The sequence below is a fragment of the Paenibacillus cellulositrophicus genome (assembly GCF_009363095.1).
Taxonomy (GTDB): Bacteria; Bacillota; Bacilli; order Paenibacillales; family Paenibacillaceae; genus Paenibacillus_AQ; species Paenibacillus_AQ favisporus.
Genome location: NZ_CP045295.1, coordinates 2,933,528 through 2,957,896, shown reverse-complemented (window position 1 = coordinate 2,957,896; position 24,369 = coordinate 2,933,528). Strand labels below are relative to the sequence as shown.

The 24,369-nt window shown below is 56.2% G+C and carries 23 protein-coding genes; 17 read left to right on the top strand and 6 right to left on the bottom strand.

Annotation, left to right across the window (positions count from 1 at the left end; translation table 11 throughout):
- Positions 1–128: 128 nt before the first annotated feature.
- Entirely contained in the window at positions 129–548 is a 420-nt protein-coding gene (locus tag GCU45_RS13305) for a TipAS antibiotic-recognition domain-containing protein (RefSeq protein WP_105444373.1), read from the top strand.
- A gap of 131 nt (positions 549–679) precedes the next feature.
- Here the strand turns inward: GCU45_RS13305 and GCU45_RS13300 are convergent, their stop codons facing one another.
- From GCU45_RS13300 to GCU45_RS13290, 3 genes are all read right to left on the bottom strand, one after another.
- Positions 680–2,347, bottom strand: coding sequence for a DUF4179 domain-containing protein (locus GCU45_RS13300; protein ID WP_152399292.1), 1,668 nt, complete (start codon positions 2,345–2,347; stop codon positions 680–682).
- Positions 2,295–2,861, bottom strand: a complete 567-nt coding sequence (locus GCU45_RS13295; protein WP_089549039.1) for an RNA polymerase sigma factor — start codon at positions 2,859–2,861, stop codon at positions 2,295–2,297. Before GCU45_RS13295 ends, GCU45_RS13300 begins: the two co-directional genes overlap by 53 nt.
- Positions 2,862–3,040: 179 nt before the next feature.
- Positions 3,041–3,520: a GAF domain-containing protein gene (locus tag GCU45_RS13290; RefSeq protein WP_076175928.1), complete on the bottom strand. Its 480-nt coding sequence runs from the start codon at positions 3,518–3,520 to the stop codon at positions 3,041–3,043.
- A 247-nt stretch (positions 3,521–3,767) separates the two neighbouring features.
- Here GCU45_RS13290 and GCU45_RS13285 point away from each other — a divergent pair, with 247 nt between their 5' ends.
- Positions 3,768–4,076 (top strand): hypothetical protein, encoded by a 309-nt coding sequence (locus GCU45_RS13285; protein ID WP_105444369.1) that lies wholly within the window; start codon positions 3,768–3,770, stop codon positions 4,074–4,076.
- A 71-nt stretch (positions 4,077–4,147) separates the two neighbouring features.
- A complete protein-coding gene (locus GCU45_RS13280) occupies positions 4,148–4,630 on the top strand; it encodes a hypothetical protein (protein ID WP_152399291.1) in 483 nt (160 codons plus the stop codon).
- 115 nt (positions 4,631–4,745) lie between these two features.
- Here the strand turns inward: GCU45_RS13280 and GCU45_RS13275 are convergent, their stop codons facing one another.
- The gene (locus tag GCU45_RS13275; protein WP_152399290.1) at positions 4,746–5,750 is read right to left on the bottom strand and encodes an alpha/beta hydrolase; all 1,005 of its coding nucleotides are present in this window, start codon (positions 5,748–5,750) and stop codon (positions 4,746–4,748) included.
- Positions 5,751–6,053: 303 nt separating this feature from the next.
- On the opposite strand from GCU45_RS13275, the gene GCU45_RS13270 reads away from it, so the two are divergent.
- The 10 genes from GCU45_RS13270 (at position 6,054) to GCU45_RS13225 (ending at position 16,267) form a co-directional block, all read left to right on the top strand.
- Entirely contained in the window at positions 6,054–6,776 is a 723-nt protein-coding gene (locus GCU45_RS13270) for a thioredoxin domain-containing protein (RefSeq protein ID WP_244364552.1), read from the top strand.
- 12 nt (positions 6,777–6,788) lie between these two features.
- Positions 6,789–7,226, top strand: a complete 438-nt coding sequence (locus tag GCU45_RS13265; protein WP_105444366.1) for a disulfide oxidoreductase — start codon at positions 6,789–6,791, stop codon at positions 7,224–7,226.
- 181 nt (positions 7,227–7,407) lie between these two features.
- On the top strand, positions 7,408–7,977 hold the full coding sequence (locus GCU45_RS13260) for a GNAT family N-acetyltransferase (protein ID WP_152399289.1): 570 nt from the start codon (positions 7,408–7,410) through the stop codon (positions 7,975–7,977).
- Positions 7,978–8,009: 32 nt separating this feature from the next.
- Entirely contained in the window at positions 8,010–8,783 is a 774-nt protein-coding gene (locus tag GCU45_RS13255) for an energy-coupling factor transporter transmembrane component T family protein (RefSeq protein ID WP_152399288.1), read from the top strand.
- Between the two features lie 134 nt (positions 8,784–8,917).
- Positions 8,918–9,535, top strand: a complete 618-nt coding sequence (locus tag GCU45_RS13250) for an ECF transporter S component (protein ID WP_152399287.1) — start codon at positions 8,918–8,920, stop codon at positions 9,533–9,535.
- A complete protein-coding gene (locus GCU45_RS13245) occupies positions 9,516–11,111 on the top strand; it encodes an ABC transporter ATP-binding protein (protein ID WP_152399286.1) in 1,596 nt (531 codons plus the stop codon). Before GCU45_RS13250 ends, GCU45_RS13245 begins: the two co-directional genes overlap by 20 nt.
- Before the next feature lie 195 nt (positions 11,112–11,306).
- The gene (locus tag GCU45_RS13240) at positions 11,307–12,848 is read left to right on the top strand and encodes an MDR family MFS transporter (RefSeq protein ID WP_244364550.1); all 1,542 of its coding nucleotides are present in this window, start codon (positions 11,307–11,309) and stop codon (positions 12,846–12,848) included.
- Between the two features lie 157 nt (positions 12,849–13,005).
- A complete protein-coding gene (locus tag GCU45_RS13235) occupies positions 13,006–14,016 on the top strand; it encodes a S66 family peptidase (RefSeq protein ID WP_152399284.1) in 1,011 nt (336 codons plus the stop codon).
- 180 nt (positions 14,017–14,196) lie between these two features.
- The gene (locus tag GCU45_RS13230; RefSeq protein WP_152399283.1) at positions 14,197–14,907 is read left to right on the top strand and encodes an ABC transporter ATP-binding protein; all 711 of its coding nucleotides are present in this window, start codon (positions 14,197–14,199) and stop codon (positions 14,905–14,907) included.
- 49 nt (positions 14,908–14,956) lie between these two features.
- Positions 14,957–16,267, top strand: a complete 1,311-nt coding sequence (locus GCU45_RS13225; protein WP_152399282.1) for an ABC transporter permease — start codon at positions 14,957–14,959, stop codon at positions 16,265–16,267.
- Positions 16,268–16,396: 129 nt separating this feature from the next.
- Here the strand turns inward: GCU45_RS13225 and GCU45_RS13220 are convergent, their stop codons facing one another.
- Both GCU45_RS13220 and GCU45_RS13215 read right to left on the bottom strand, forming a co-directional pair.
- Complete coding sequence (locus GCU45_RS13220; protein ID WP_152403037.1) at positions 16,397–17,476, bottom strand: NAD(P)H-dependent flavin oxidoreductase; 1,080 nt, start codon at positions 17,474–17,476, stop codon at positions 16,397–16,399.
- A 24-nt stretch (positions 17,477–17,500) separates the two neighbouring features.
- Positions 17,501–18,763, bottom strand: a complete 1,263-nt coding sequence (locus GCU45_RS13215) for a BaiN/RdsA family NAD(P)/FAD-dependent oxidoreductase (RefSeq protein WP_152399281.1) — start codon at positions 18,761–18,763, stop codon at positions 17,501–17,503.
- A gap of 393 nt (positions 18,764–19,156) precedes the next feature.
- Here GCU45_RS13215 and GCU45_RS13210 point away from each other — a divergent pair, with 393 nt between their 5' ends.
- The 4 genes from GCU45_RS13210 (at position 19,157) to GCU45_RS13195 (ending at position 24,362) form a co-directional block, all read left to right on the top strand.
- On the top strand, positions 19,157–20,752 hold the full coding sequence (locus GCU45_RS13210) for an ATP-binding protein (protein ID WP_244364549.1): 1,596 nt from the start codon (positions 19,157–19,159) through the stop codon (positions 20,750–20,752).
- A 121-nt stretch (positions 20,753–20,873) separates the two neighbouring features.
- Entirely contained in the window at positions 20,874–21,308 is a 435-nt protein-coding gene (locus GCU45_RS13205; RefSeq protein WP_076175886.1) for a BrxA/BrxB family bacilliredoxin, read from the top strand.
- Positions 21,309–21,425: 117 nt separating this feature from the next.
- A complete protein-coding gene (nadE, locus tag GCU45_RS13200) occupies positions 21,426–22,235 on the top strand; it encodes an NAD(+) synthase (protein WP_076175883.1) in 810 nt (269 codons plus the stop codon).
- Positions 22,236–22,610: 375 nt separating this feature from the next.
- Positions 22,611–24,362 (top strand): sensor histidine kinase, encoded by a 1,752-nt coding sequence (locus GCU45_RS13195; protein ID WP_152399280.1) that lies wholly within the window; start codon positions 22,611–22,613, stop codon positions 24,360–24,362.
- Positions 24,363–24,369: the final 7 nt, after the last annotated feature.

The window sequence follows — 24,369 nt, the reverse complement described above, 5'->3', positions numbered from 1 at the left end:
TAAATGCTCTTCCGGCAGCGGTTAAATTCCTGCGAAACGGGTAATTGGAAGATGACAAGACCTGACATCATTCGTGCAGACCATGAGGCAAAAGATATAGATCAGAAAGTCAAGTGGAGGGAGAAACGATGGAACCAGACAAAAGAGGCCGGGACTCAGGCCCGGCCGGATCCAATGTGACCGAGCAGGACGTGCTGACCCAGCTGGGAGGCGAGTCCGAAACGCAGGAGAGCAAGCATAAAATGCAGCTGTGGACCAAGGAAGACTACCTGCGCTCCCAGCGGGAAATCGATCAGATTAACCGGGATTTAAAGGCGGCCATCGAGGAAGGCCATCACCCGGGTGCTCCGCAGGTTCAGCGGATCATCCGGAGGCATTATGAATGGATGAGCCGTTATTATACGCCGTCGGCAATGGTATATATCGGATTGGGAAACTTATATGTGGAACAGACCGAACACAAGCAGCTTTTTACGGCATACCATCCGCAGCTCCCTGTTTTTTTACGGGACGGGATGATCATATTCGCCGAGCGCGAGCTGATGTAAGAAAGATGAACAAGGGTGAGCACAACAAGCCCGCCTGGCCGATGAATGGCCGGGCGGGCTTCTGCCGTATACGGGGGAGCATTTGTGCATTTCATGGGGTCGGATCCGAGAACTGACTTTACCAAGAGGCGTTAATTAATGGCTGCTTCAACCGTCTCGTCCGGCTCGAGCAGCACGTACACGCCCGGGTTCAGCTTCAGCGCCGTTCCTTCCGGAAGGTTCGAATACGTCTCCACTTTGGTAAACGGCCCGCTCGAAGGCGGCGCAGGGACGTAGTCCGGGAGGATCTCTTTTCCGCCGGCACGGATCACCGATTGCGATACCCCTTTAAAGGTCGGGTCCTCAGAGGAAGACTTCACGATCAACTGGCTGCCCTTCAGATGGTAGGTGAACGTGACCTTCCGTCCGTCCAGATCCATCTGCACCTGCTGCTCAGTGGCAGTCGGCGCAGCCAAATCGTACCAATGCTTCGAAAGGTCCCTTTTTGTAATTTCCAAACCTGAGAAGATAAGCTTCATCGGTTCCCCCGACCAGTCTTTGAACCATGTCGGCGACTCAAAGCGCAGGTAGCCTTCATCCAAATATTCCCGGTGCCGGACCTTCTCGTACATGCCGGTATGATAGTCACTGCCTTCGATGCGCTGGTCCCCCAACTGCAGGGATACTTTCGTAAATCGTCTCACGCCCTCAGTCCAGTCATTGGAATCCTGCCTGTATGGGATTCGGATCTGAAGCGGCGTGATGACCAGCTGTTTCAGGTTCAAATTGACGTTTGCGGCCTGTTCCTCATTTGCCGGAAGCGGTTTGCTGTAAATGGCTTCGCTGGCCTTGCTGCCGTCTGCGTTGAAGTCAAAAGCCCAGGTTCCCGCTACTCTCTTGACCTCCTGCAAATAGGTCAGGTGAAGCTTGGCTCCCTTCCAGTCCCGTTCCGGAATGGTGAAGGTCGACTGGCACAGCAAATCGTTACCGTCCGGGGGCAGGACCGCCCGGGACACGCTTTGATACGTGTGCGAACCGGAGGTGATCACCAGGTGGGGGTCCAGATCGCCTGGATCCTCAAGCGGTGACGTCAGGGCATACCGGATGGTCAGTTGGTCGTTTTTCCGGACGATCGATTGGATCTCCACAGCCGCGAAGCCGCCTGCAGACGACGATGGAGCCAGCATGGAACCTTCGGCAATATCTCCAGCAAGAGGCAGATCGTCATATTGGTAAAAAACCAGGTTGCTGGCGTCCAAGTGCAAGCTCCGTTTAGACTTCTTCAGCTCATCCTGCAGTTCGAACATCCCTTTCAGGGTATCTTTCTCCTCATCGCGCTTGAACAGAACGTTTGGCTTGGCATCTTTTCCCTTGGAATCGGACAGGGAAACGGATTCGAAATCGGCTGCGTCATAATCCGGAAGGCCCGGAACCTGCATCGTAAAGAGCACATCCATCTGCTCGCCGTCAGTCACGACGCCGTGCAGCTTCATCGTTGTGCCTGACTGCCGCGCACTCAAATCCAGCGGCTCGCCAAAGCCGTGCTGAATGGCATTGTTCACACCCGGCCGTCCCCACAAGTCCCAGCCCGGGTTTATGGCTGCAAACACGGGAACGGCTACCGCCAGGAAGACCACAGCGGAAGCGGCCGCCGGAACCCACTTGCGGGTCACCGATGACCTATTTACAGTTGAAGACTGGCCTGAACGCCGTCGCCCAACCTCTTCCTCGATCGTGCTCCACATCGCTTCAAAATCGGGAGCGGGCTCAGGCTTTCGTGAAATGGCCCGTTCCATCTGTTCCAAGCTGAATCGGTTCATCGTCGTTCTCTCCTTTCATGAGGGGGCAGGAGGGCTTAGCGATATATTTTCTCATGAGCGAAAGCCCCTTATTGATTCTGGATTTGACGGTCCCCAAGGGAACGCGGATCATGTCGGCGATCTCCTGCTGGGACAGCCCGTTAATGTAACGGAGAATCATCACCATCCGAATGTTCGCGGGAAGCCGTCCGTAGAGCCGGGACAGCTCTAAGGCCAGTTCCCGCCCTTCGACGGTTTCCTCGACCGAATGCGGGGCAGCCGCCAGATGCCGATAGGAAAAGAGCTTTTCCTTGATGACGCCCGCTTTCGAGCGGCGAAGCGAGTTTTTGCACAGATTCGCGGCGATTTGAATAAGCCAGCGCCGGATATCCTGAATAGAGCTCCGGTCCGCGAGCAGTGCCCGGATAAACGTCTCCTGGCAGAGATCTTCGGCATCTTCCCTGCGCTGCATCATATAGTAGCAAAAGCTGTAGACATCCCGGTTAAAGGTCTCGAACAGCTCTTTGTCCGTCATTGCCTCACCTTCCTTGACATGCAAAGATCCATGGAACCGATGCCGGCCGGCGGTTGTTCCATCTGACCATAAGACAAACAACGCCTTGTTTTCGTTCATTATCTTATCATGCAGGAATGGAAAAAAGCGGTCTTCCGCATTATAAGCAGAAGACCGCTTTATTTTCCCAGGATCTTATATTACAGCTGTGCCGTCAAAATACCGGCAAACTGTTCGAGAAACTGCCGCTCATCTTGGTCAAACCGCCCCTTCAGCGGGCTGTCGATATCGAGTACGCCGATCAGGCGCTCTCCCTGGACCAGCGGAACGACGATTTCACTGTTCGAGGCGGCATCGCAGGCGATATGCCCGGGAAACTCATGCACGTCATCGACCACAATCGTTCTCCGCTCGGCTGCCGCTGTACCGCATACCCCTTTACCCAAAGGAATGCGGATGCAGGCCGGGAGCCCCTGAAACGGTCCGAGAACCAGCTCAGTTCCATCGAAAAGATAGAATCCAACCCAATTTATGTCAGGAAGGAAGCTGTTCAGCAGGGCCGAGGCGTTGGCTAGATTGGCAATGGAGCTGGGCTCATCATGGATGAGCGACTTAAGCTGTTCGAGGACGGCTGCAAATTGGTCATTCCGGTTTCCTTCGTAGGGAAGGGCTTGAAACATGACGATCCACCTCATTTCTGTCTTTTAACCGTTGGTTAATTATAAAAGATAGTATACAGGAATTCCTTCCACGTCAAGTAAAATTCCTCCCTCTAAAAGTCATGGTCATTTCCTGTGAAGCCTGCTGATTCCGGCATCCGGCATGGCATAAGCAGGGATCGGTATTGTTTCCCGGCAGCGGAAGAAGGGTAAACAATGGTAATGACAGGCTCATTTTTACAGGCGTTCGCCGGAAGGAGAGGAATCTATGCGTGCAGACGTACAAAATTTATTCATGAGTATCCACATGCTTTACCATGCTCATCACCATGACTTGACCATCCGTGATATGCAGCCCGTGCTGGAGGCGCACGGCTACAAGGTGGGGGAACGGGAAGTGAAGCAGCAGCTGGAGCACCTGACCGAATTGAACTTTCTGACGGCTCACGGCGATGAATACAGCTTGACCGGAACGGGAATCGGGGAGTTCAAGGAAATTCAGGTCATGCTTCAGAAGCTGTGCGGGGAAGTACTGGCACCACTTGAAGAAACGGAGAGTGCGAATGCCGGTGCTTAACGCCCAGGCTTCCAAGATCAACTTCCTGCCACCTAGAATCGTTACGGCATCTTAGAATGGAGGGAATGAATATGCACAAATGGTTTACTACGGTTTTGACGACAAGCCCGGTGCGGATGCTGGCGGCGGAGCTGCCCGATGCAGGGACTGAGCACAGCGCGCACGGAGCATGGTATTGGTTGTCCTATGCGCTGGCGATTCTTTTATTCGGATTTGCTATATATGTCATGATTGGAGCGCGTTTGAAGCGCCGGCTCAGTCGTTTGAAGCATACGCTGTCGGATGAATTGGTAAAGGTCAACGGCACCCTGGTAGCCGAAAAATCCTCGGAATTAACAGAGGAAAGAGCCGGCCAATATGCGCAGTCCCATATCCGCAGGCTGACGGATTTGAGGGACCGGCTGAGATCGGATGTGGATGAACTGAGCGAGCTGGACGTTTCCGTATACGACCTGAAGGGATTAAACCAAGCGATCAGTCATTACAACGCGGAGAAAATGAGCATCCGGGAAGACATCGCGGCAGAGGAGAGCAAGCAGTACAGGATGCGATAAGGCTGGCTGGCTTCATATTCAGAAATGGAAAAGCCCCTTGGTCCGAAGGAGAGGAGTCCGGAGTCCAAGGGGCTTTTTTGGGTTGTAATGAATGTTGTGAGTTGGTGCAGAAGTCTTACATATTAAATTCCGGCTGAGGAAGCCCCGCCTGCACAGGCTCTTCCACAAGCTCCTCGGCCTGCTCCGGCTGCATGGCGGGTACGGCCCCTTCCATCACGTCGCGGACAAATTCCTGCACGGCGTTTTTATACAGCTCCGGGTTGACCCCCAGCGCATTGCCGTGGGAGGCTCCTTCAACGAGAAGAAGCCGTTTCATTCCCTCTTTAGCGGCAAACAGTTCCTCGCTCATCTCCGTCGGGATATAGCGGTCCCGTGTACCATGGATAAACATGACGGGAACGGGGCTGTACCGGGCGGAACGGACAGGGCTGACCTGATTCAGCGTAAAGCCTGCTTTCCGGAACAGTCTGCGGTCGACGAGCGGAAGGAACACAGCGGCGGGAATACGGTTCAGCGCCTGCATTTGATGATGCATCAGGCGCGTCAGATCGGAATAAGGGCAGTCGGCGATGACAAAGGCGGCGTCTGTGTGAGGCAGCGACAGGTATTCCAGCACAGTGCCTCCCCCAAGCGACATGCCGTGCAGGCCGACGACCGAGTCGCCGCCGTACGTGGCGCGTATCCACCGGATCCAGGAGTCGATGTCGTGCTTTTCGTGGAACCCGTAGGTCGTATATTTGCCTTCGCTTTTTCCGTGCCGGCGCAGGTCGATCAGCAGCGTGTTGAACCCATCTTCCCGGAAAATGTCCATAAAGGGAATCGATGCGGGAAGCGAGGCGGTATATCCATGGACGAGAATGACGAAACGGTTGGAGCCTGACTGGTGCGGTATGAGCATGCCGTTCAGCTTCAGCCCGTCGTAGCTTGTAATTTGAACCTCCTCCTTGGGCAGCGACTCAAAGTAGTCCTGCTTGAACAGCCCGACCTGCTCCATGGCTTGAAAGGTCTGCTCGTATGTGAGGGCCTTCATCTGCGTCATTTGATAAAAGGCGAAACGTGTAATTCCCATCGCGGCCAGAACAGCGGCAAAAACGACAATAACGGCAGTCTGCCACTCCATAAGATATTCCCCCCTTCTTTCATACAGTTACGGTAAAAGTAGTATCACCGGAACGTTTTAAGTCAACTCATATTTTCATGAAAAAACTCACTACGGGCTGTCATGTAATTGATTTTGTTACAATTTATTTAACAATTCCCGATTTGACCGGTTTTGGAAGCGGTTCTTTCTGGTCATCGGCGGGGGGAGATGCTAGAATAACCTAGAGAAGAAGTGTTAAGTAACTTACATTAAGGAAGAACTAAAGACCCAAATGCCAAGGCGCCTCAGCTTTAGTTCACAGGAAAGGAGACGTCAGGCTTCGTGAAACCGAAGAAGAAGCAAGTCAACACCGTGGCCCAACGTAAAGCCCAGCGGGCAGCGCAGGAGAAACGCATGAAGCGGATCATGTGGATTACAGGTGCATGTATCGTCGTGCTGGTCCTGCTGCTGGTGTTCATTCGGCCGCAATCCAAGGAAGCATCGTTTGATTACAGCTCGCTCCCGGTGCTGGGAAATCCGGAAGCCCCGATCAAGATCGTGGAGATGGGCGACTATAAGTGCCCGGCCTGCCAGTATTTCAGTCAGGACATCGAGCCGAGCCTGCAGAAGGATTTTATCGATTCCGGTAAAGCCGCGCTCTATTTCATGAATTACCTTATCATCAGTCCGAATGCGGACTCCAACACGGCTGCACTGGCCGCACAATCGGTGTTCCATCAGAACAAGGATGAATTTTGGAAGTACTACCATGTACTCTTCGACAACCAGCAGGATGAAAAAACCGAGTGGGCAACGCCGGAGTTTCTGGTGAAGCTGGCCCGCGACAATAACATCAAAGTAGATTACGATCAGCTTAGCAAGGACATCGAGGAGAAGACGTACCAGGATGAAGTGGACAGCCATATGGCTACCGGCACCAAGCTGGGCGTGAACAGTACACCAACGCTGTACGTGAACGGCGAGAAGGTAGCGGAGAATGTCACGCTCGATTACAACGCGCTCAAGAGCTATTTGGATAAAAAGTCGGCTGACACCGACAAGTAAGGGGAGTTTCGGATGGAAGGCAACCGTTTCATTGCGTTCATCAAGCCCTACAGCCTGTATCTGGCCTGGATCGTCTCTCTTGTCGCCACGGGAGGCAGCCTGTATTTAAGCGAAGTGATGCACTACGAACCGTGCAGGCTGTGCTGGTTCCAGCGGATATTTATGTATCCGGAAGTGATTCTGCTCGGCATCGCCAGCTACAAAAATGACCGTAAAATCATTCCTTATGCGGTGACCCTCAGCGCGATCGGCGGCTGCATCTCGATCTATCATTATGCGGAGCAGAAGATTCCGGCGCTTGCCAAGGCACTGCCGTGCAAGGTAGGCATTCCCTGCAATTTCGATTATTTGAACTGGTTTGGCTTCATTACGATCCCGCTTCTGGCATTGATCGCTTTTATTTTTATCATTGCGTTTCTGCTGATGGGAAGAACGGAAGCACAGCAATAATGGTGTAAAATACAGCGATGGACAAGCACTCCGGCTGCAGCCCTCCTCAAGGACACAGGGTAAGCGCCGGGGTGTTTTTTGCGTTCATATGGCAGAAACCGGGAGGGGAGGCGCTCTTGTGCTGAAGGGGGCAGGCGTTGTACATTGATAATATTGCAAAGTACATGAAGGGGGCGTTGGGATGAGCTATCAATGCAGCGGGAACATTCCCGAGCTTGAAGGGCCGCGGATCCGGCTGCGTCCGCTTCAGGAAGGCGACGCCCCGGCGCTGTATGCGTGCTGGAGCGACGATGAGGTTCGGAAGTACTCGGATCTTCCGGACCTGCCGGACGAAGCGGCGGCAGCGGAGCTCATCCGGCTGCTGAACGGTTTGGCGGCCACCGAGGATGGGCTCCGCTGGGGAATTCTCCTGCCGGAGGCAGGGGTCATCGGCAGCTGCGGTTTGAATTGGTGGCAGCTGGAGGGTGCCTACCGGGGAGAAATCGGCTGCGAGCTTGCGAGGCCCCATTGGGGAAAGGGCTTCATGCGCGAAGCAATTGGTCTGATGCTCGGATTCGGCTATGGGACCATGGGTCTCAACCGGATCGAAGCGCTGACCGATCCGCGGAATGAACGGGCCGTCCGTCTGTTCGGGTCCCTCGGATTCACAGCCGAAGGACGGCTGAGACAGTACCGCCATACGGCTTCAGGTTTTCACGATGCACTGCTCCATTCGCTGCTGCGTGAAGAGTGGGAGCAGGTGGAGTTATAACAAGTTTTAGATCAAGGAGGAGCGATCAAACGATGATCCTATCGTATCAAGGGGGAGGCTCGCCGCTGCACCGCATCGACCCGCTCAGCAAGCTCGTGGTCCTGCTATGCATCGCCGTGCTGGCGATGCGTTTGCACACATCGGCAGGCCAGGCACTGCTGCTTCTGGCAGCCACGCTTTTGGCCCGAACGGCAGGCGGAGTCAGCTGGAGAAGGCAGTGGAAAGCGATGGCTTTCCTGATCGGTTTTGCGGTTCCGTACTTTGTACTGACCCTGCTGACCGTACCCGGCAGCCACACCATTTGGCAGTTCGGCGTGCTGCACGTAACGACGGAGGGAGCCGATGCGGCCGGTTCGGTCACGCTGCGCATGTTTACGGTGTTTCTTTCGTCCTTTGTCTACATGGTCACGACCGATCCCGGCGATCTTGTCACCGCGTTAACCCGGCGGATGAAGATTCCTTACCGGTTTGCCTTCGGCATTTCGATGGCACTCACGTTTTTACCTTTGCTTCAAGAAGAAGGGAGAAGCATCTCGGCTGCCCATCAGGTCAGGGGAGCGGCACGGCCCAAGGGAATCAAGCAGCGTTTAGGCTGGTGGAAGGTGTTTGTGTCCGCCATTTTGCATAATGCCGTGCGCCGGATTCAGCAGACCGCGGGAGCGATGGAAGCCAAAGGCTTTGGCGCATATCCAGAGCGAACGTTTCTAAGGGAGCAGAAGCCGTCTGCTGCCGGGCATATCACGGCGGTTGGGGCCGTGCTGATTACCGCGGCATTGTGGTGGTATATCCATATTGTTAACCTATAATTTATTTTTAGGTTGACGTTTCGAATCCGATCATGCACAATAGCAGGGAGGCTAGGCCAATCGCAGGGAATTTGCGATGCGAGTCTTCAAGGGTGAGAAATCCCACCATTTTCCTGATTAGGAGTTGACATGAGATGGAAACTTTATCACAATCAAAGAGACGTGCTGTCCCGTTTACGACGCTGGACATCGTGCTGATGGCGATGCTGGCCACAGCGAACGCGGTATTGACCTTTTATTTATCTTACATTAATAAAATGCTGAACAGCCTGGGTGGGCCCGTGTCGACCTCTACCATCGTCGGCGTGTACATGGTGTACGGCCTGCTGGCCTATTACATTATCCGCAAGCCGGGAACCGCGGCAATTACATACGGAATCGGCGGCGCGATCCAGTGCTTTGTAGGCAATACGTACGGGATAGCGGCGAGCATCGTGGCGGCGCTGTGTTATCTGGTTGTGGCGGAGGCCGTATTTTTTCTGCTTCGCTACAAACGCTGGAATGCCGGTGCGATGATGCTGGTCGGCGGCGCGATGGTGCCGATCTGGTTCATTTGCGCGGCGAACATGTTCGGGTATACGTCCTGGAGCTTTCAGGTGCTGGCAATAACGATGGTGGTGCGGATCATCAGCGGTATCGTGCTGTGCGGCCTGCTCACCAAGGTGCTCGGGGATATGCTTCAGCGGAGCGGGCTGCTTAAACGTTTTGCCATTGGCAGAAAGGCTTCTGCGGATGCAGGGAACTTCCATTGAGCTGACGGAGCTTTCTTATTGGTACGAAGATGTGGAACAGCCTGCGCTCCGCGGCGTGTCGCTCACGATTCCGGCAGGACAGTTTACGGCGGTGATCGGACCGGGTGGCAGCGGCAAGTCTACCCTGTGCCAGCTGCTTAGCGGCTATCTTCCGCGGAGCGGAGGCGGCCGCCGGGAAGGGAATGTGCGGCTGGACGCGATTGACCCGGCCGAAGCTCCGATCGCTGAGATCACCAAGGTGGCCGGCATCGTGTTCCAGGATCCCGACGCCCAGCTCGTGAGGGGCGTCGTCGAGGATGAGGCCGCGTTCGGGCCCGAGAATCTCCGCGTGCCGCCGGCGGAGATCGAGTCCCGCGTGGCCGAAGCGCTGGCGGCGGTGAACCTGACCGCCCGCCGCCGCTCACCGGTGCGCGAGCTGTCCGGCGGACAGCGCCAGCGTACCGCCATTGCCGCGGTGCTGTCGCTGTCTCCGCGGATGATCGTCTTCGACGATGCATCCGCCAGCCTCGACCCCGCGGCGCAGGCGCAGTTCGTGCAGCTCTGCCGCAGGCTGCACGCCGAGGGCCGGACCGTCGTCACGGTGTCCGGCCGCTTCGACGATGCCGCGCGCGCTGCGGAGCGCGTCATCGTCCTGGACGGCGGCGCAGTCCTGCTGGACGGAGCGCCGCAGGAGCTGCTGCGCACCAGCCGGGACCGGCTGGCGCAGCTCGGCGTGCTGCCCCCATGGGAGGGGGCAGCGGAAGCCGGCTCGCATGCAGCGGAGCCGGCCGCCGGGACCCTGCAGAGCGCCGGCATGGTGACGGCGCCGACGCAGAGGCCGCCGGGTGCGGATTGCCCCGGCGGTGACTCGGGTTCCGGACCGCTGCTCGAGGTCCAGAACCTGAGCTACACTTACCCCGGAGGGCAGGAAGCGCTCCGGGACGTCTCGTTCGCGATGCATCCGGGAGCGTGGGGCATGCTGACCGGTGAGAACGGTTCGGGCAAAACGACGCTCACCCGCCTCCTGATGGGCCTCCTGCCGGTTCCTTCCCGTTCGGTATATTGGAAGGGGCGGGACGTATCCGGTATGCCGGTTCATCAGCTTGCCGGGGACATCGGATACGTGTTCCAGCAGCCGGAGCATCAATTCGTGGAGCATACGGTGTGGGATGAGCTTGTGTACGGGCTGCGGGTTCGAAGCGGCTGGCGCCGGCGGCAAGCTGACCTGACGCCTGAGCAGACCGAAGCGGCCGAGGCGTTGCTTGCGGCTGCCGGGCTGAGCGGGCGTCGCCAAGACTCCCCATACCTGCTCAGCCAGGGTGAGAAGAAGCTGCTCAGCGTCATCGGCCAGCTGATCCAGCCGAAAGCCCTCTACATTCTCGATGAGCCTACCTCGGGCATCGATTACCTCGCCGCGCAGCGGCTGCTGAAGCTGTGCCGGGGCGCCGCCGCCCGGGGCGCTGCCCTGCTCATGATTACCCACGACCCCCGCCTGGTGGAGGAGGATGCTTCTTTCGTGCTCCGGCTTGATCAAGGCAAGGTCGAGGATTACCGGCAGTTGGGCCGGAATCATGAACTCATGCAAGCACGCTTTTAGGCAGGAAGATTTCGTTTGAGTGACGGTCGAATGATCGTCTACGTCTGAAACTTCATGCCCTTCTATTTTAATAAACCCTATGCATCCGCCCAGTCTGAAAAGCGGTCTCTTACCGGAGGCCATTTTTCGTGCACTGGGTGGATACGTTTCGTTATAAGGAAACTTTGTCAAAACGGGAGAAAGGATACAAATAACGTGAATCGATCTGAACATTTGCCTGGAAAGCAGAGCCGGAACTGGATTCTGGCCGGAATCCTCGTATCCACGTTCTTGTCGGCCATCGAAGGAACCGTAACGGGACCGGCGGGTCCGGCCATCATCAGCAGCTTTGGCGGCATGAAGCTCCTCAGCTGGATTTTTACCGCTTACCTGCTGACCATGGCTGTATCCACTCCGATTTTCGGGAAAATCAGCGACCTGTACGGCCGCAAACCGGTATTTCAAATCGGGTCGCTGCTGTTTGTCCTGGGATCGCTGCTGTGCGGCTTCTCGCAAAGCATGGGACAGCTGATCGCGTTCCGGGCCATTCAGGGCATCGGAGCGGGGGCGGTCATTCCGGTCACTTTTACAATTATCGGGGACGTCTATCGGATTGAAGAACGCGCCAAAATCCAGGGACTCATCAGTTCGGTCTGGGGCATTGCCTCCCTGATCGGACCGCTCATCGGCGGATACTTTGTCGACTATTTGAATTGGCGCTGGATTTTCGGCTTTAACGTGCCGTTCGGGCTGCTGTCCATGTGGATGATCGCCCGCCATTTCCACGAGCAGCGGCAGGAGCGTGCCGAAACGCATGTCGATTTCGCGGGTGCCGGAACGTTTACGGTGGGGATGACGGCGCTGCTGTTTGCGCTGGCGACCGGCGGGCAGTTTTTTGCCTGGTCTTCGGTGTGGATCGTACTCTGCATCGTGCTTGCGCTGGTTTTTCTGGCAGCCTTTATCGTGGTGGAGGCCCGGGCGAAGGAGCCGATGCTGCCGCTGAAGCTGTTCAGGATCCGCGATATTTCCGTGTCCACCGTCGCCGCCATGCTGACCAGCGCGCTGCTGATCGGCCTCACGACGTATACGCCGCTCTGGATTCAAGGGGTCATGGGCAAAAATGCCACGATGTCCGGGTTGACGATGGCGCCGATGTCGATCGGCTGGCTGTTCGGCTCCGTAGCGGGGAGCCGGCTCATTCTTACCGCCGGTTCGCGGAAAACGACGCTGATCGGCCTGGCCGGCATCGTGATCGGGGCTCTCGGGTTAGCCTGGATCGGCGAGGGGACGCCGCATTACGTGATTTTGATTTTTACCTTTATCTACGGCCTCGGCTTCGGATATTCCAACACGGTGTTCACGATTATTGCACAGTCCTCGGTGGGTTACTCGCTTCGCGGCGCGTCGACGGCGCTGAATACCTTTATCCGGTCGCTGGGCCAGACGGTCGGCGTCGCTGTCTTTGGATCGTTGATCAACTTGACGCTGGCCGGGCGGCTCGCCGATACTCCCGGGTTGGAGCGGGTCGGCCAAGAAGAGGTCAACCAGCTGTTGACTCCGGAAGGAAGCGCATCGCTTCCCAAGGAGTTGTGGAGCGAGCTGAGGCATATTCTTGAAGGGAGCCTCCATTCCCTGTATGTCGTGATGGCGGTCATCGCCGTCGTAAGCCTTCTGATCGTGCTCGGACTGCGAAATACGGTTCCTTCGGCCGGTCCGGAGGAAGAGGAGGAAAGAGCGCGGGAAGGCGCGAATGGATAAAACCTCATAGCGTTGCTGCCGCAGCAAGGATTCTTCGATGTCCGGAGAATCCTTGTTTTTTTGGAATCTCGAGTCTGGCCAATACCGTAACACCGTCATTGTTCTCGCTGCCCTTTTTTAGTAATATAGGGGGAAATCTTGCGGGAGGGATGCGGCAGTGATTCAATATCCGCGAATGGAAAAAGGGGCTGTCGTCGGTGTGACGGCTCCCTCCTCGGGCATAGAGCCCGGTCTGCACGACATGTTCCGCACGGCTGTCAGCCGAATGGAGGAGAGGGGCTATCACATACGCGTCGGCGAGACGGTCTGGACGCAGCACAAGGCAAAGTCCGCTCCGGCCAAGGTCCGTGCCGAGGAGCTGAACGAGATGCTTGGGGATCCGCAAATCGGTGCGATCATTCCTCCGTGGGGAGGGGAACTGCTCATCGAAATGTTGGATCGGGTGGACTTTGACCGCATGCCGCGGAAATGGATTCTCGGCTATTCGGACCTCAGCGTCCTTCTTCTGGCCATCACCTTGAAGACGGGAATCGCCACCGCTCACGGGCTCAATTTCGTCGACCTGCGGGGGACGTATTCGGATGACACCTCGGCCATGTGGGAGACCGTGCTGACGGCCAAGCCGGGCGATCGGATTCCGCAGCAGGCATCGGCCAAATACCAGAAGGAGTGGCGGCACGACGATCCGAGCCCGTGCGTTTTCCATCTGACGGAGCCGACGGTGTGGAAGACGGTTTCGGGCGGGCCGGAGTCGCTGCAGGGCCGGCTGCTCGGGGGATGCGTTGACGTTATCCGCCATTTGATCGGCACGCCTTACGGGGATGTGGCAGCATTCCGGGAGCGCCATATTCCGGGCGAACCTCTCCTCTGGTATTTGGAGAACTGCGAGCTGAACACGGCCGATCTGCGCAGGTCCCTTGTTCAGATGAAGTATGCCGGCTGGTTCGAAGGCTGCGCCGGGCTGATGTTCGGCCGGAGCGCGGCCAACCGTCCAATGGAAGGATACACGGTGGAGGATGTATACCAGGAGCTGTCGGAAGAACTGGGCGTACCGGTCATTTACGATATCGACTGCGGTCACGTTCCGCCGCAAATGACGCTGGTGAACGGCGCTTATGCCGAAGTGAAGGCGGATGGCGGCGGAACGCTGGTACAGCATTTTAAATAAGCCCGCCGGCTGTAGATCGATTTCAGTCCCGGGACGTATGGATTATCGGGTGAACTTTTCATATAGTTAAATTATGCAGGGTCGGGACGCAGCCGTTCCGATCCATTTGGTTTCGGTGGCCTTTGTTGATATACATAAGCTCTATGGCTCGAAACGGATTATTTTTTCTGGAGGTGGATCATGGAGCCTTTGCTGCCTGTGCTCGATGTGCATATCGAAGAAGCGGGATATGAAGAAGGACAGCCGCGTATTTGGGACGTTTCTTTTCAAGTGGCGCCTGGCGAGCTGCTGGGCGTCATCGGTCCGAACGGTGCCGGAAAAAGCACGACGCTGAAGACGCTGCTCGGTCTGCTAAAATACTCCAGGGCGTCCGTAACGATCGGAGGGGAGAGCGGGCGGTACGCCTACATCCCCGAGCAGCCGGTGTTTTATGACGATTTGACGCTCTGGGAGCATCTCGATTTGGCTGCGGCCGCTTACGAATTGGAATACGAGGCTTTTGTCCGCCATGCGGAGGAGCTGCTGACCCAGTTCGGCATGAGCGGGGTGAAGCATCAGCTCCCGGCCGGTTTTTCCAAAGGGATGAAGCAGAAAATGATGCTCATGCTCGGATTTCTGGCGGAACCCGATATTTATATCGTGGACGAGCCCTTCATCGGCCTGGATCCGCGGGCGACCAAGGATTTTCTGCGGCTCCTGGAAGAGGAGCGGGGCAGGGGCGCTGGCGTGCTGATGTCTACCCATGTGCTGGATACGGCCGAGCGGATCTGCGATGCGTTCGTGATGATCTCCGGCGGGCGAATGGTGGCCAAAGGGGATTTGACGGATATCCGAAGGACGGCCGGGCTGCCGGACGCCTCGCTGTTCAACTGCTTTGATGCCCTGACCTGAGAACGGATGCTTCGACGAGCCCAGTCTTCGGTAGGAACGAGGGTACCGGATGTTTCTTCGCAGACTGGCTGACATCCATGGAAAGGAGATGAACATGGCGGATTCAAGCAATACCGGTTATGCCTACCCAACCCCCGGGCGATTGTTCTGGCACCGGCTCCGGACCCACTGGAAGGAAACGATCGCCGTCATCCGGTCGGTGGCGGACTGGACGGTACTCCTGTATATGCTGATTCCGGGCGCGCTGCTGGGGGGAAGGCTGTATTACGGTTTATGGAAGGAGCCGCTCCCGCAGTGGAGCAGCCATATGATATTCGGCGTTATTCCTGTATTTCTGTTATTGTGGCTGTCAGCTGGCAAAATATTCCTCATGATCCGCGAGGCCGACGTTCTCTTCATTCATCAGCGCGTGCGGTGGCTGCGCGGGCTGATGCTGAGGGGAGGCATCTACAGCATGATCGCCACAGCCCTGAAGGCGGGAGCGGGCTTTCTGCTAGTGCTTCCCTTTATGGTCCGCAGGTACGGGATTAGCCTGGATGCTGCCGGGTGCTGGCTGCTTTTCACAGTGACGGCCGGTAGCCTGATGGTCTGGCTGAAGCATTTCACACGGCTCCGGGCTCACGGCTGGCGGAGATGGCTGTTGTACCTGCCCATGGTCGTGTTTCCGGCCGCAGCATACGTCGTATTGTCGGTATGGTGGATAGACAGCCCGTCCTGGTTGGCTGCCGCTTCCGCCCTGCTGGCGGTGATCAACGTGCTGCTGCTCCTGGTGCGGATGAGAACTCGCGGCACATTTATGAACGATATCCAGGAAGAGCTGGTTCAGCGGACCAAGCTGACCGGACTCGTGCTGAGCAGCGCCATGGACAAACCGCGGAAAATTCGCAGCAGACCATGGATTTTCCGGCGGTCCCAGCGTCTGTTCCGATCGTCAACGCCGGTCCATCGCCTGGCCGGGGCATGCTCAAAGGCATATGTGCGCCAGACGAAGCAGCTTACAGGATATGCGCAGGTCATGTCGCTCAGCGCGGCCATCCTGTTGACGCTCCCCCCCGGGGTGAAGATTCTGGTCTACGCCGCGCTTCATTTGCTGCTGGCTTACTGGCTGTATTTGAACACAGCGGCCTTTATGAAGGAAGGCTTTGTTACGATGCTGCCCTGGGCGGACGAGGTGAAGCTGAGCGCCATGATGAAGGCTGTGCGGATGCTGCTTGCACCGTATGCGCTCGTGACGTCAGGACTGCTGCTGTTCTCGATGCTGCCGGTCTGGGCAGCTGCGGCTGCGCTGATTCCGCTGGCGCTCGCAGCTGTTTGGATCACGGTAACCCTCCTTCAGTTGATGATGCTGCGAAAAATATGATCAACAGCTCTGCTCAAAATATATACGTTCTTAATCTAAAAAAACGCCGGATCTTAGATCCAGGCGTTTTTTGGATAGGAAAGCATAACGTCACATCATTGCATCACAATGGTACTAATCGCGCAGGGGCTAAGATTCCAATATTTCGAGCGCTTGCCGGACGGTTTCCTCCACGATGTCTGCGGCGCTCTGGCCCGCTTTCAGCATTCTTGTCGCCTGCCCGGCCCATAGCGACATGTAACCGGCTTGATTCTGCCGGGCGGCCGCGTTACGAATATCCCGTGTCGCCGTGTTCTGCGTCGGGAACGGAAGCGGCTCTACGCCGCTCTGGTTCCACTCCCGGACGAAGGCGTTGGTAATGCCCCGGGCGGGCCGGCCCGAGAAGGCCTTGGTCAGCACCGTGCTTTCTTCGGTGCTGGCAAGCAGCGCTGCCTGATAGGCGGGATGCGCACCGGATTCGGCCGCTGTCAGGAAACGGGTGCCCATTTGGACCGCCTGCGCTCCCAGAACCATGGCTGCGACCATACCGCGCCCGTCCATGATGCCGCCGGCGGCGATGACCGGGATGGACACCCGGTCGGCGATCTGCGGCACGAGGGCGAAGGTGCCGATGTTCGCTCCCATCGGGTGAGCATCGACGTTGAACGTGCCGCGGTGGCCGCCGGCCTCGCTTCCCTGGGCGACGACCGCATCGCAGCCGGCGCGCTCGGCTTCCAGCGCCTCTTCCACGGTGGTCGCCATGGCGACCACCTTCATGCCGGCCGTCTTGGCCAGCTCCATATGCCGCGGGGACAGCACGCCAAAAGCGGTGCTGATCACGGGAACGCCGGCTTCGAGCACTTCGGCGAACTGCCGCTCCAGGTGATCCGGCGTTTGGACCGCCTGAGGCGGGGCGGGCGGCAATTCCAGATCGTCCCGAATGGAGTCGAGCACACGCTGGACCTCGGCGGTCCGGCGATTGTCGTCTTCCATCGGGACGGTGAACAGATTGACCGCAAACGGGGCGCTTGTCCGCCCGCGGATGTCTGCGATCGCTGCGCGGATCGCCGCAGGCTCCATGTAGGCCGCCCCCAGAGTGCCGAGACCGCCGGCATTCGATACGGCAGCCACGAGCTCAGGCGTCGTGGGACCGCCGGCCATGCCCGCCTGAAAAATAGGGTAACGAATGCCGAATTGCCGGCAAAAATCATTGTTCAGCTCTATCCTCATACCGATCACCTCGAAATTGGATTTTTAATGGTACCCCGCTGCGTGCATTCCAGCGGTATATCCGGTCGAGAAGGCGGCCGTAATGTTGTAGCCGCCGGTGTATCCGTGAATGTCGAGTACTTCGCCACAGAAAAACAGCCCCGGCATCAGCTTCGATTCCATCGTCTTCGGGTTGATCTCCTTCAGGTTGACGCCTCCGCCGGTGACAAACGCCTCCTCGATCGATTTGGTGCCGACCGCGCGGAAACGGAACTGCTTCAGGCAGGCGACAAAATCCCCCCACTGCTGTTTGGGCAGATGGGCGTAGGTCGCGTCCCCGTCCAGCTGGGATTTATCGAACAGCAGCGGAAGCAGCCGATCGGGGACCTGGCCCTTGAGTACGTTACGGATCGCCTTTTTCGGCTCGGACGCGAGTTTGTCCCTCAGCAGCTGGTCGAGCGACGACACGTCCAGATCCGGGAACAGGTCGATGGCCATTTCGACATCCGGCGTATGAAACTTATTTTTGACCTGCCGCAGAAATTGGCTGCATCGCAGGGCGATCGGACCGGATACGCCGAAATGGGTAAAGATCATATCCCCGCGGTGCCCGATCACTTCTTTACCTTTGGGATTCCACACGGAGAGCTCCACGTCCCGCAGGGAGAGTCCCTGAAGCTCCTTGGACTGGATCCACTTTTCATGGGAAACGATAGGGACTTCGGTAGGGTACAGCTCGGTAATCGTGTGGCCGGCGGCCTCTGCCCAGGGGTAACCGTCACCTGTGGATCCGGTATGGGGCACGGATTTGCCGCCGGTGGCGACAATGACGCTGGGGGCTCTGTAAATATGCCCGGACTTCAGACGAACGCCTGCCGTTCTTCCATTCTCATAGAGGACCTCCGCAATCGGGCTGTCCGTTTTGATCTCCACGCCGAGCCTCTTTACCTCCTGAATGAGAGCGCCCACGACGCTGGCGGCCTTGTCGGATACCGGAAACATCCGCCCGTTGTCCTCTTCTTTCAGGGCAATGCCGAGCCCTTCAAAAAAGTTCATAATATCCCGGTTGTTAAAATGCTGGAACGCGCTGTACAAAAAGCGGCCGTTGCCCGGGATATGAGCGATCAGGTCATCGGTTTCTTTGGCATTGGTTACGTTGCAGCGGCCGCCTCCGGAAATGCCGAGCTTGCGGCCAAGTTTATTTCCTTTGTCCAAAAGCAGGACAGATGCCCCATGCCGGGCGGCCGAGACACATGCCATTAGACCCGCTGATCCGCCTCCGGCAACAATAACGTCATATCGGTTCACTGGTTAATCTCCTTTATTTTTACGACAGTCTATTTCCCTGTTTCGTGTGTCCTTTTTTAGGATATATCAGGATATATTGTAATATTGTGTTGGCTGTGATTTAATCAAAAGGAAATCGTCTTTTATCATAAAACAGCGGTACATCTTCCTATTCCTTGTAGTCCGTTAAACCTGTAATGAATCGCTTTCACTCGAACGGCAAGAAGAACCAGCTGCAATCACTAAAGATTCGTATTGGGAACTACACATACCTGCCCTGGCGGGGAGGAGGGATTGGCGATTATTTACGCACTGAAAAACATTATAACACAGGTACTTATGGCCGGTTCCTTCGCTTTTCTCTTCCCAATGGGACTGGACAAATATGTCCGGGTTTTTAGGCGTAGAAAGCGAATGGAAGCCATGGATTTTGATCTTGTCATTATTTTGTCCAGCGCTCTGACGATTTTGCTCTGCTCGATGTTTTCCACCTCCATTTTTAACTACATTCCATTAAACCTGGGCATTCTGCCGCTGTTTATCGGGATGCTGTATGGAGGATATAAGACGGGCCTGCCTCTGGCGGGGCTGTGCCTTCTGTGCGACTTCATCTTTAATCCCAATTGGACGGTTCTCGGTTTGTTTCTGCATACCGGATTACCGCTATACCCTCTTCTGATCTGGATGTCCCCAAAGTTCCGGAAAGGGCCGCTCACGGAGAAGATCAACAAGCTGTGGCTGTGCCTTATGCCTGCGATGCTATTGATCACGGCCGCCCCGATTATCGAATCTCCCAACCTGAATTTAGCCGATGCAGGGCTGGTGCTGATCGTTCTCTTCTATATATTAACCAGTATGTTCACCGGGGGTACTCTGGTGTATATGATTGAATTTGCTCTGGAGAAGCTGCGGCTGAAGGAGCAGGTTATGGGCATCTCCGAGAAATATCTCAGGGAAGAGGAGAAGCTGCAGCAGGTCATCGATGCCACGCCCATTTCGATGGTTTCGGTCGATCATGCCGGCAATATTACAAGCATCAACGACACGATGATGAACCTGGTCAAGACGAAGGACCCCGACCTTACTAAGCAGGACGTGCTCGGCTACCCTGTCACGATGTTCGTGGATATCATGGGTCAAGACTACATCAACTACCGGATCGTTCAGGCGCTTCAGGGCAAGAAGCTGGGTAATGAGCTGATCCGCATCGGAACGCATAACTACTACATAAGCACATCACCATTAACGAATACACATACAGGTGCCATTATCGGAGCGGTCCTCGCTTTTCAGGACGTGACCGAGCTGGCGAGGCTGCGAAGCGAGCTGGAGAATGTGGAAAGACTCAGCCTTGTCGGTCAGATGGCGGCCAGCATCACCCATGAAATACGCAATCCCATGGCCGTCGTCCGGGGCTTCCTACAGCTGATGAAGGAGAAGAGCCCGGAAGCGCTCGACCATTACTACCGGATCGTCATGGAGGAACTGGACCGGGCGAACGGTATTATCAACGACTTTTTATCCCTTGCCCAGAACCGTATCGCTGAGAAAGAACAATGGCATCTGCATACGATCATCAGCGATTTAAGCCCGCTGCTGTGGGCGGATGCAAATCTGCGTGGACAGACGATCGAGCTGATCCTGGACGAGAGGGTCCCGGAGCTGAGCTTGAACGCCAAGGAAATCAAGCAGCTGGTGCTGAACCTGTCGCGCAACGGCATGGAAGCCATGGAGGAAAAAGGGCAGCTGACGATCGAGACGAGGCTGAACGACTCCTTTGTGGAGCTGATCATCAAGGATACGGGGATGGGGATCGCCAAGAGCAGGCAGGAGCGGCTGTTCGAGCCGTTTTTTACGACCAAAGCCAAAGGAACCGGGCTCGGTCTTGCCCTCTGTCTCAGCATCGTGGAGCGCCATCACGGCAAAATATCGGTAGAATCGGAGGAGGGAAAGGGGACGGCTTTCACCATTCAGTTCCCCGTTACGGATTCGTGGGCGGGAATGATCTGACAGCCCGCAAGGCCGCTGCTTCTCTTGATTTCGACCCTTATGGATGTATAATAGGAGTATTAACAGCGGATGTTGTTATGAGCTTGTCCATTGATATTTTGTATCCAAGGAGTGATAGGGAATGGCTATGTCTTTTGACAGATATATGAAGGATATGATTCAACCGATGCGTGACGAACTGACGCGCCTCGGCATTAAGGAACTTAGAACCGCGGAAGAGGTGGAGACTCACCTTCCGGACGCGCCAGGCACCACGCTGGTTGTCGTTAACTCGGTGTGCGGCTGTGCCGCCGGCCAATGCCGTCCCGGCGTAGCTCAGGCTTTGCAGCATGACATCGTGCCTGACAATCTGTTTACGGTATTTGCCGGACAGGATAAAGAAGCGACCGCGAAAGCACGCGAGTATTTCGCTCCATATCCGCCGTCTTCTCCATCCATCGCCCTGATGAAGGACGGGGAGCTTGTTCATTTTATTGAGCGTCACCAAATCGAAGACCGTTCGGCTCAAGAAATTGCCGACGATCTGATCGAAGCGTTTGACCGGGTGTGCCGTTAATCGGCGCACCTCGTACATAATGCCCCGGGTATTCGGACATCCGATACGTACGGGGCTTTTGTGTTTGAAATCACACCGGTATTTATTCGACTATTCTGTTCAAGAGAGGTGCTTATCGTGAGTTTGCAGGAAGAAATTATTGCGGCCCTTGGCGTGAAGCCGGCGATCGATGTGGAGAGCGAAGTCCGGAAAAGGGTGGATTTCCTGAAATCCTATGTGAAGAGCGCGGGGGCGAAGGGACTGCTCATCGCCATCAGCGGGGGGATCGACAGCGCCGTGGCGACCGGCCTGTGCAAACGGGCGACCGACGAGCTCAGCGAGGAGGAAGGCAAGGAATATATGACGCTTGGCGTGTTCCAGCCCTATGCGGTTCAGGAGGATATCGAGCACAGCTATGCGGTGGCGGAAGCTTTTAATCTGAAATATAAGGCCGAGACCAATATCGAGGATGCCGTCGGCGAAATTGCCTTGGAAGCGGAGCATGGGCTCAAGCAAATTGGCATCCACCGCCACCTGACCCCGCAGGGCAAAGGGAACATCAAGGCGAGAACACGCATGGTGATGCAGTATGCGCTGGCGTTTGACCTGAACCTGCTCGTCGTGGGAACGGACCATGCTTCCGAAGCCATTACCGGCTTCTACACGAAGTGGGGTGACGGTGCGGTGGACATTACGCCGCTCAGCACGCTCAACAAGCGTCAGGTCCGCCAGCTGGCCGGTTACCTTGGCGTGCCGCAGGCGATTTTGGATAAGGCGCCTACCGCCGGCTTGTGGGAAGGCCAGACGGACGAAGGCGAGCTCGGCATTACTTATGACGAGAACAGCGACTATCTGGAAGGCAAGGAAGTGAGCCCGCAGGCGAAGGAGCGCCTGGAGAGCTACTATAAGCGTACCGCACATAAGCGTAATTCGATTCCGGGCATCTAAGCTGACTCCGGGGAATCAAGGGCAGGCCGCAAACAGCGGCCTGCTTTTTTTTTTGACCTCATATCGGGCATAGATATGCCGCTCTACATCCGTTTGGTTGCGAAAAGTGCTGAATTGTTGAAGAATGAACCATTTTCGGGGCGGAGCAGGCTCCCTACAATAATAAGAGAACGGCTCTCCGATTCATCCGGTCATTTGATCACGCGTTCCATGGCGGGTTCACTTAAGGCAGGTGGGGCTTCTTCTTTGGTGAAAAGAACGCTACTCGCATGCATCCGTTTCCAGTATAATGATGATGCTTTTAGACATGTTCTGACAAAGATCTACGTCTTGCTGATCCATGACTTTAAAAATATGCGTAAGGTGTGAACTGCCGTGCCCAGAAATACATTATTCCGTAAAATGGTGCTATTGCTCGTCATGATGCTTGTTCCGATCGTGGGCCTTTACTTCTATTCCAACCGTACGAGCACGGAAGTGCTGGGGACGGAGCTCAGCCAATCGAGCGCCAACCAGCTGAACTTTTTCCAGACGCAGGTCAACTCGAACATCGAGCGCTTTTCCTTGTGGCCGACCCTGCTGATCCAGGATCCCGATATTTTCGGATTTAAGGACGTTTTTTTGAATAGTGAGTATTTCAATCTCGACATGATTAACCTGGTGAAACGGATACAGACGAAGCTGAACATTCAGGAAAGCTCGTCGGACTGGAAAACGAAGCTCTACATTTTTTCCCCTTCGCTGGGGCGGATGGTGTCGGACAACGACGTGGAATCGTACGATAACGACGATTTGAAGAAGCGGATGAGGCCCGGCTGGCAGGTGAAAAAGATGGGGGAAGGAGACGAGGCGTATTATTCGTTCTCCTTGTTTACGGCGTATCCGTATTCTTCTTTCAGCCATCCCGAAGATGCCAATCTGATCATCGAGCTGCAGTTTGACAGCAGCAATATCCAGAACATGCTGGACAAGTTCAAAAGCGACGGGCGGCGCGATCCGATCTATTACAGGCCGGACATGGGCGTGATCTATAACCGGTCGGCGGACCGGCCGCTGACAGACTCCATCCTGCGGCAGCTTCGGCAGGAGCCGCTGAAGAAGGCGGAGAACCGGAAGCTCGAGCTGGACGGTGAGACCTATCTGGTCAACATCGCCGCTTCGGACACCACCGGCTGGTACCTGATCGATTATGTGCCGCTGAAGGAAATCGTTGCGCCGATCGAGCAGTCGAACCGGCTGTTTTATGTTTCCGTCGGCTTGACGCTGCTGCTCAGCTGTCTGGCGGCTTATATGCTGTATGCCCAGGTCCAGGTTCCGGTGAAGCGGCTCGTTTTGGCGTTCAAGAAGCTGCAGCACGAAGATTATTCCGTCCGGCTGGAGGCCAAGGGCAACAATGAATTCGGCTTCGTGTTCCAGCGCTTCAACTCGATGGTCGGGCAGATTCAGGAGCTGTTCGAGAACGTGTATATGGAGCGGATCCATGTCAGGGAGGCGCGGCTGAAGCAGCTGCAATCGCAGATCAATCCGCATTTTTTCTACAACTGCTTTTCCTTCATTTCCAGCATGGCGAAGCTCGGGAACATGAAGGCCGTGGTGGCGATGGCCCACAACCTGTCGAACTATTACCGTTACACGACACGTCAGGAGAGGGATGTCGTCCCGCTGCAGGAAGAGCTGGACTTTGTCCGCAGCTATTTGGAGATTCAGAAGATGCGCAAGCCTCAGCTCGAATTTGCTGTTGATATCCCTGAGGTGATGCGCAAATGGGAAGTACCGCTGCTGGTCGTCCAGCCGCTGGTGGAGAATGCGGTGCTGCATGGAATCGAGCCGAAGTCCGGCGCAGGCAGCGTGCGGATCGCCGGTGAAGTCGGACCCGGTGAAATGCGGATCATCGTCGAAGACGGCGGCCGCGGCATGACGGAAGAGCAGATGGAGGGGCTGCGCCGTTCCCTGACCCTGCCGATGAGCCAGGATATGGGCTGCGGGCTGTGGAACGTGCGGCAGCGCATGCTGATCCATTACGGCGACACCGCCGGGCTCCGCTTCGCAAAGTCCGGTCTGGGCGGCGTCCGGGTAGAGCTCCACTGGCCCATTGAGCATACCATTATCCGAACGGGCAGCAGGTAAGGGGGAA

Excerpts from the sequence above, each read along its gene's own strand:
- GCU45_RS13305 (WP_105444373.1), top strand. The coding sequence starts at position 129 with ATGGAACCAGACAAAAGAGGCCGGGACTCAGGCCCGGCCGGATCCAAT.
- GCU45_RS13300 (WP_152399292.1), bottom strand. The coding sequence starts at position 2,347 with ATGAACCGATTCAGCTTGGAACAGATGGAACGGGCCATTTCACGAAAG.
- GCU45_RS13295 (WP_089549039.1), bottom strand. The coding sequence starts at position 2,861 with ATGACGGACAAAGAGCTGTTCGAGACCTTTAACCGGGATGTCTACAGC.
- GCU45_RS13290 (WP_076175928.1), bottom strand. The coding sequence starts at position 3,520 with ATGTTTCAAGCCCTTCCCTACGAAGGAAACCGGAATGACCAATTTGCA.
- GCU45_RS13285 (WP_105444369.1), top strand. The coding sequence starts at position 3,768 with ATGCGTGCAGACGTACAAAATTTATTCATGAGTATCCACATGCTTTAC.
- GCU45_RS13280 (WP_152399291.1), top strand. The coding sequence starts at position 4,148 with ATGCACAAATGGTTTACTACGGTTTTGACGACAAGCCCGGTGCGGATG.
- GCU45_RS13275 (WP_152399290.1), bottom strand. The coding sequence starts at position 5,750 with ATGGAGTGGCAGACTGCCGTTATTGTCGTTTTTGCCGCTGTTCTGGCC.
- GCU45_RS13265 (WP_105444366.1), top strand. The coding sequence starts at position 6,789 with ATGGAAGGCAACCGTTTCATTGCGTTCATCAAGCCCTACAGCCTGTAT.
- GCU45_RS13260 (WP_152399289.1), top strand. The coding sequence starts at position 7,408 with ATGAGCTATCAATGCAGCGGGAACATTCCCGAGCTTGAAGGGCCGCGG.
- GCU45_RS13255 (WP_152399288.1), top strand. The coding sequence starts at position 8,010 with ATGATCCTATCGTATCAAGGGGGAGGCTCGCCGCTGCACCGCATCGAC.
- GCU45_RS13250 (WP_152399287.1), top strand. The coding sequence starts at position 8,918 with ATGGAAACTTTATCACAATCAAAGAGACGTGCTGTCCCGTTTACGACG.
- GCU45_RS13245 (WP_152399286.1), top strand. The coding sequence starts at position 9,516 with ATGCAGGGAACTTCCATTGAGCTGACGGAGCTTTCTTATTGGTACGAA.
- GCU45_RS13230 (WP_152399283.1), top strand. The coding sequence starts at position 14,197 with ATGGAGCCTTTGCTGCCTGTGCTCGATGTGCATATCGAAGAAGCGGGA.
- GCU45_RS13225 (WP_152399282.1), top strand. The coding sequence starts at position 14,957 with ATGTTTCTTCGCAGACTGGCTGACATCCATGGAAAGGAGATGAACATG.
- GCU45_RS13220 (WP_152403037.1), bottom strand. The coding sequence starts at position 17,476 with ATGAGGATAGAGCTGAACAATGATTTTTGCCGGCAATTCGGCATTCGT.
- GCU45_RS13210 (WP_244364549.1), top strand. The coding sequence starts at position 19,157 with ATGGAAGCCATGGATTTTGATCTTGTCATTATTTTGTCCAGCGCTCTG.
- GCU45_RS13205 (WP_076175886.1), top strand. The coding sequence starts at position 20,874 with ATGGCTATGTCTTTTGACAGATATATGAAGGATATGATTCAACCGATG.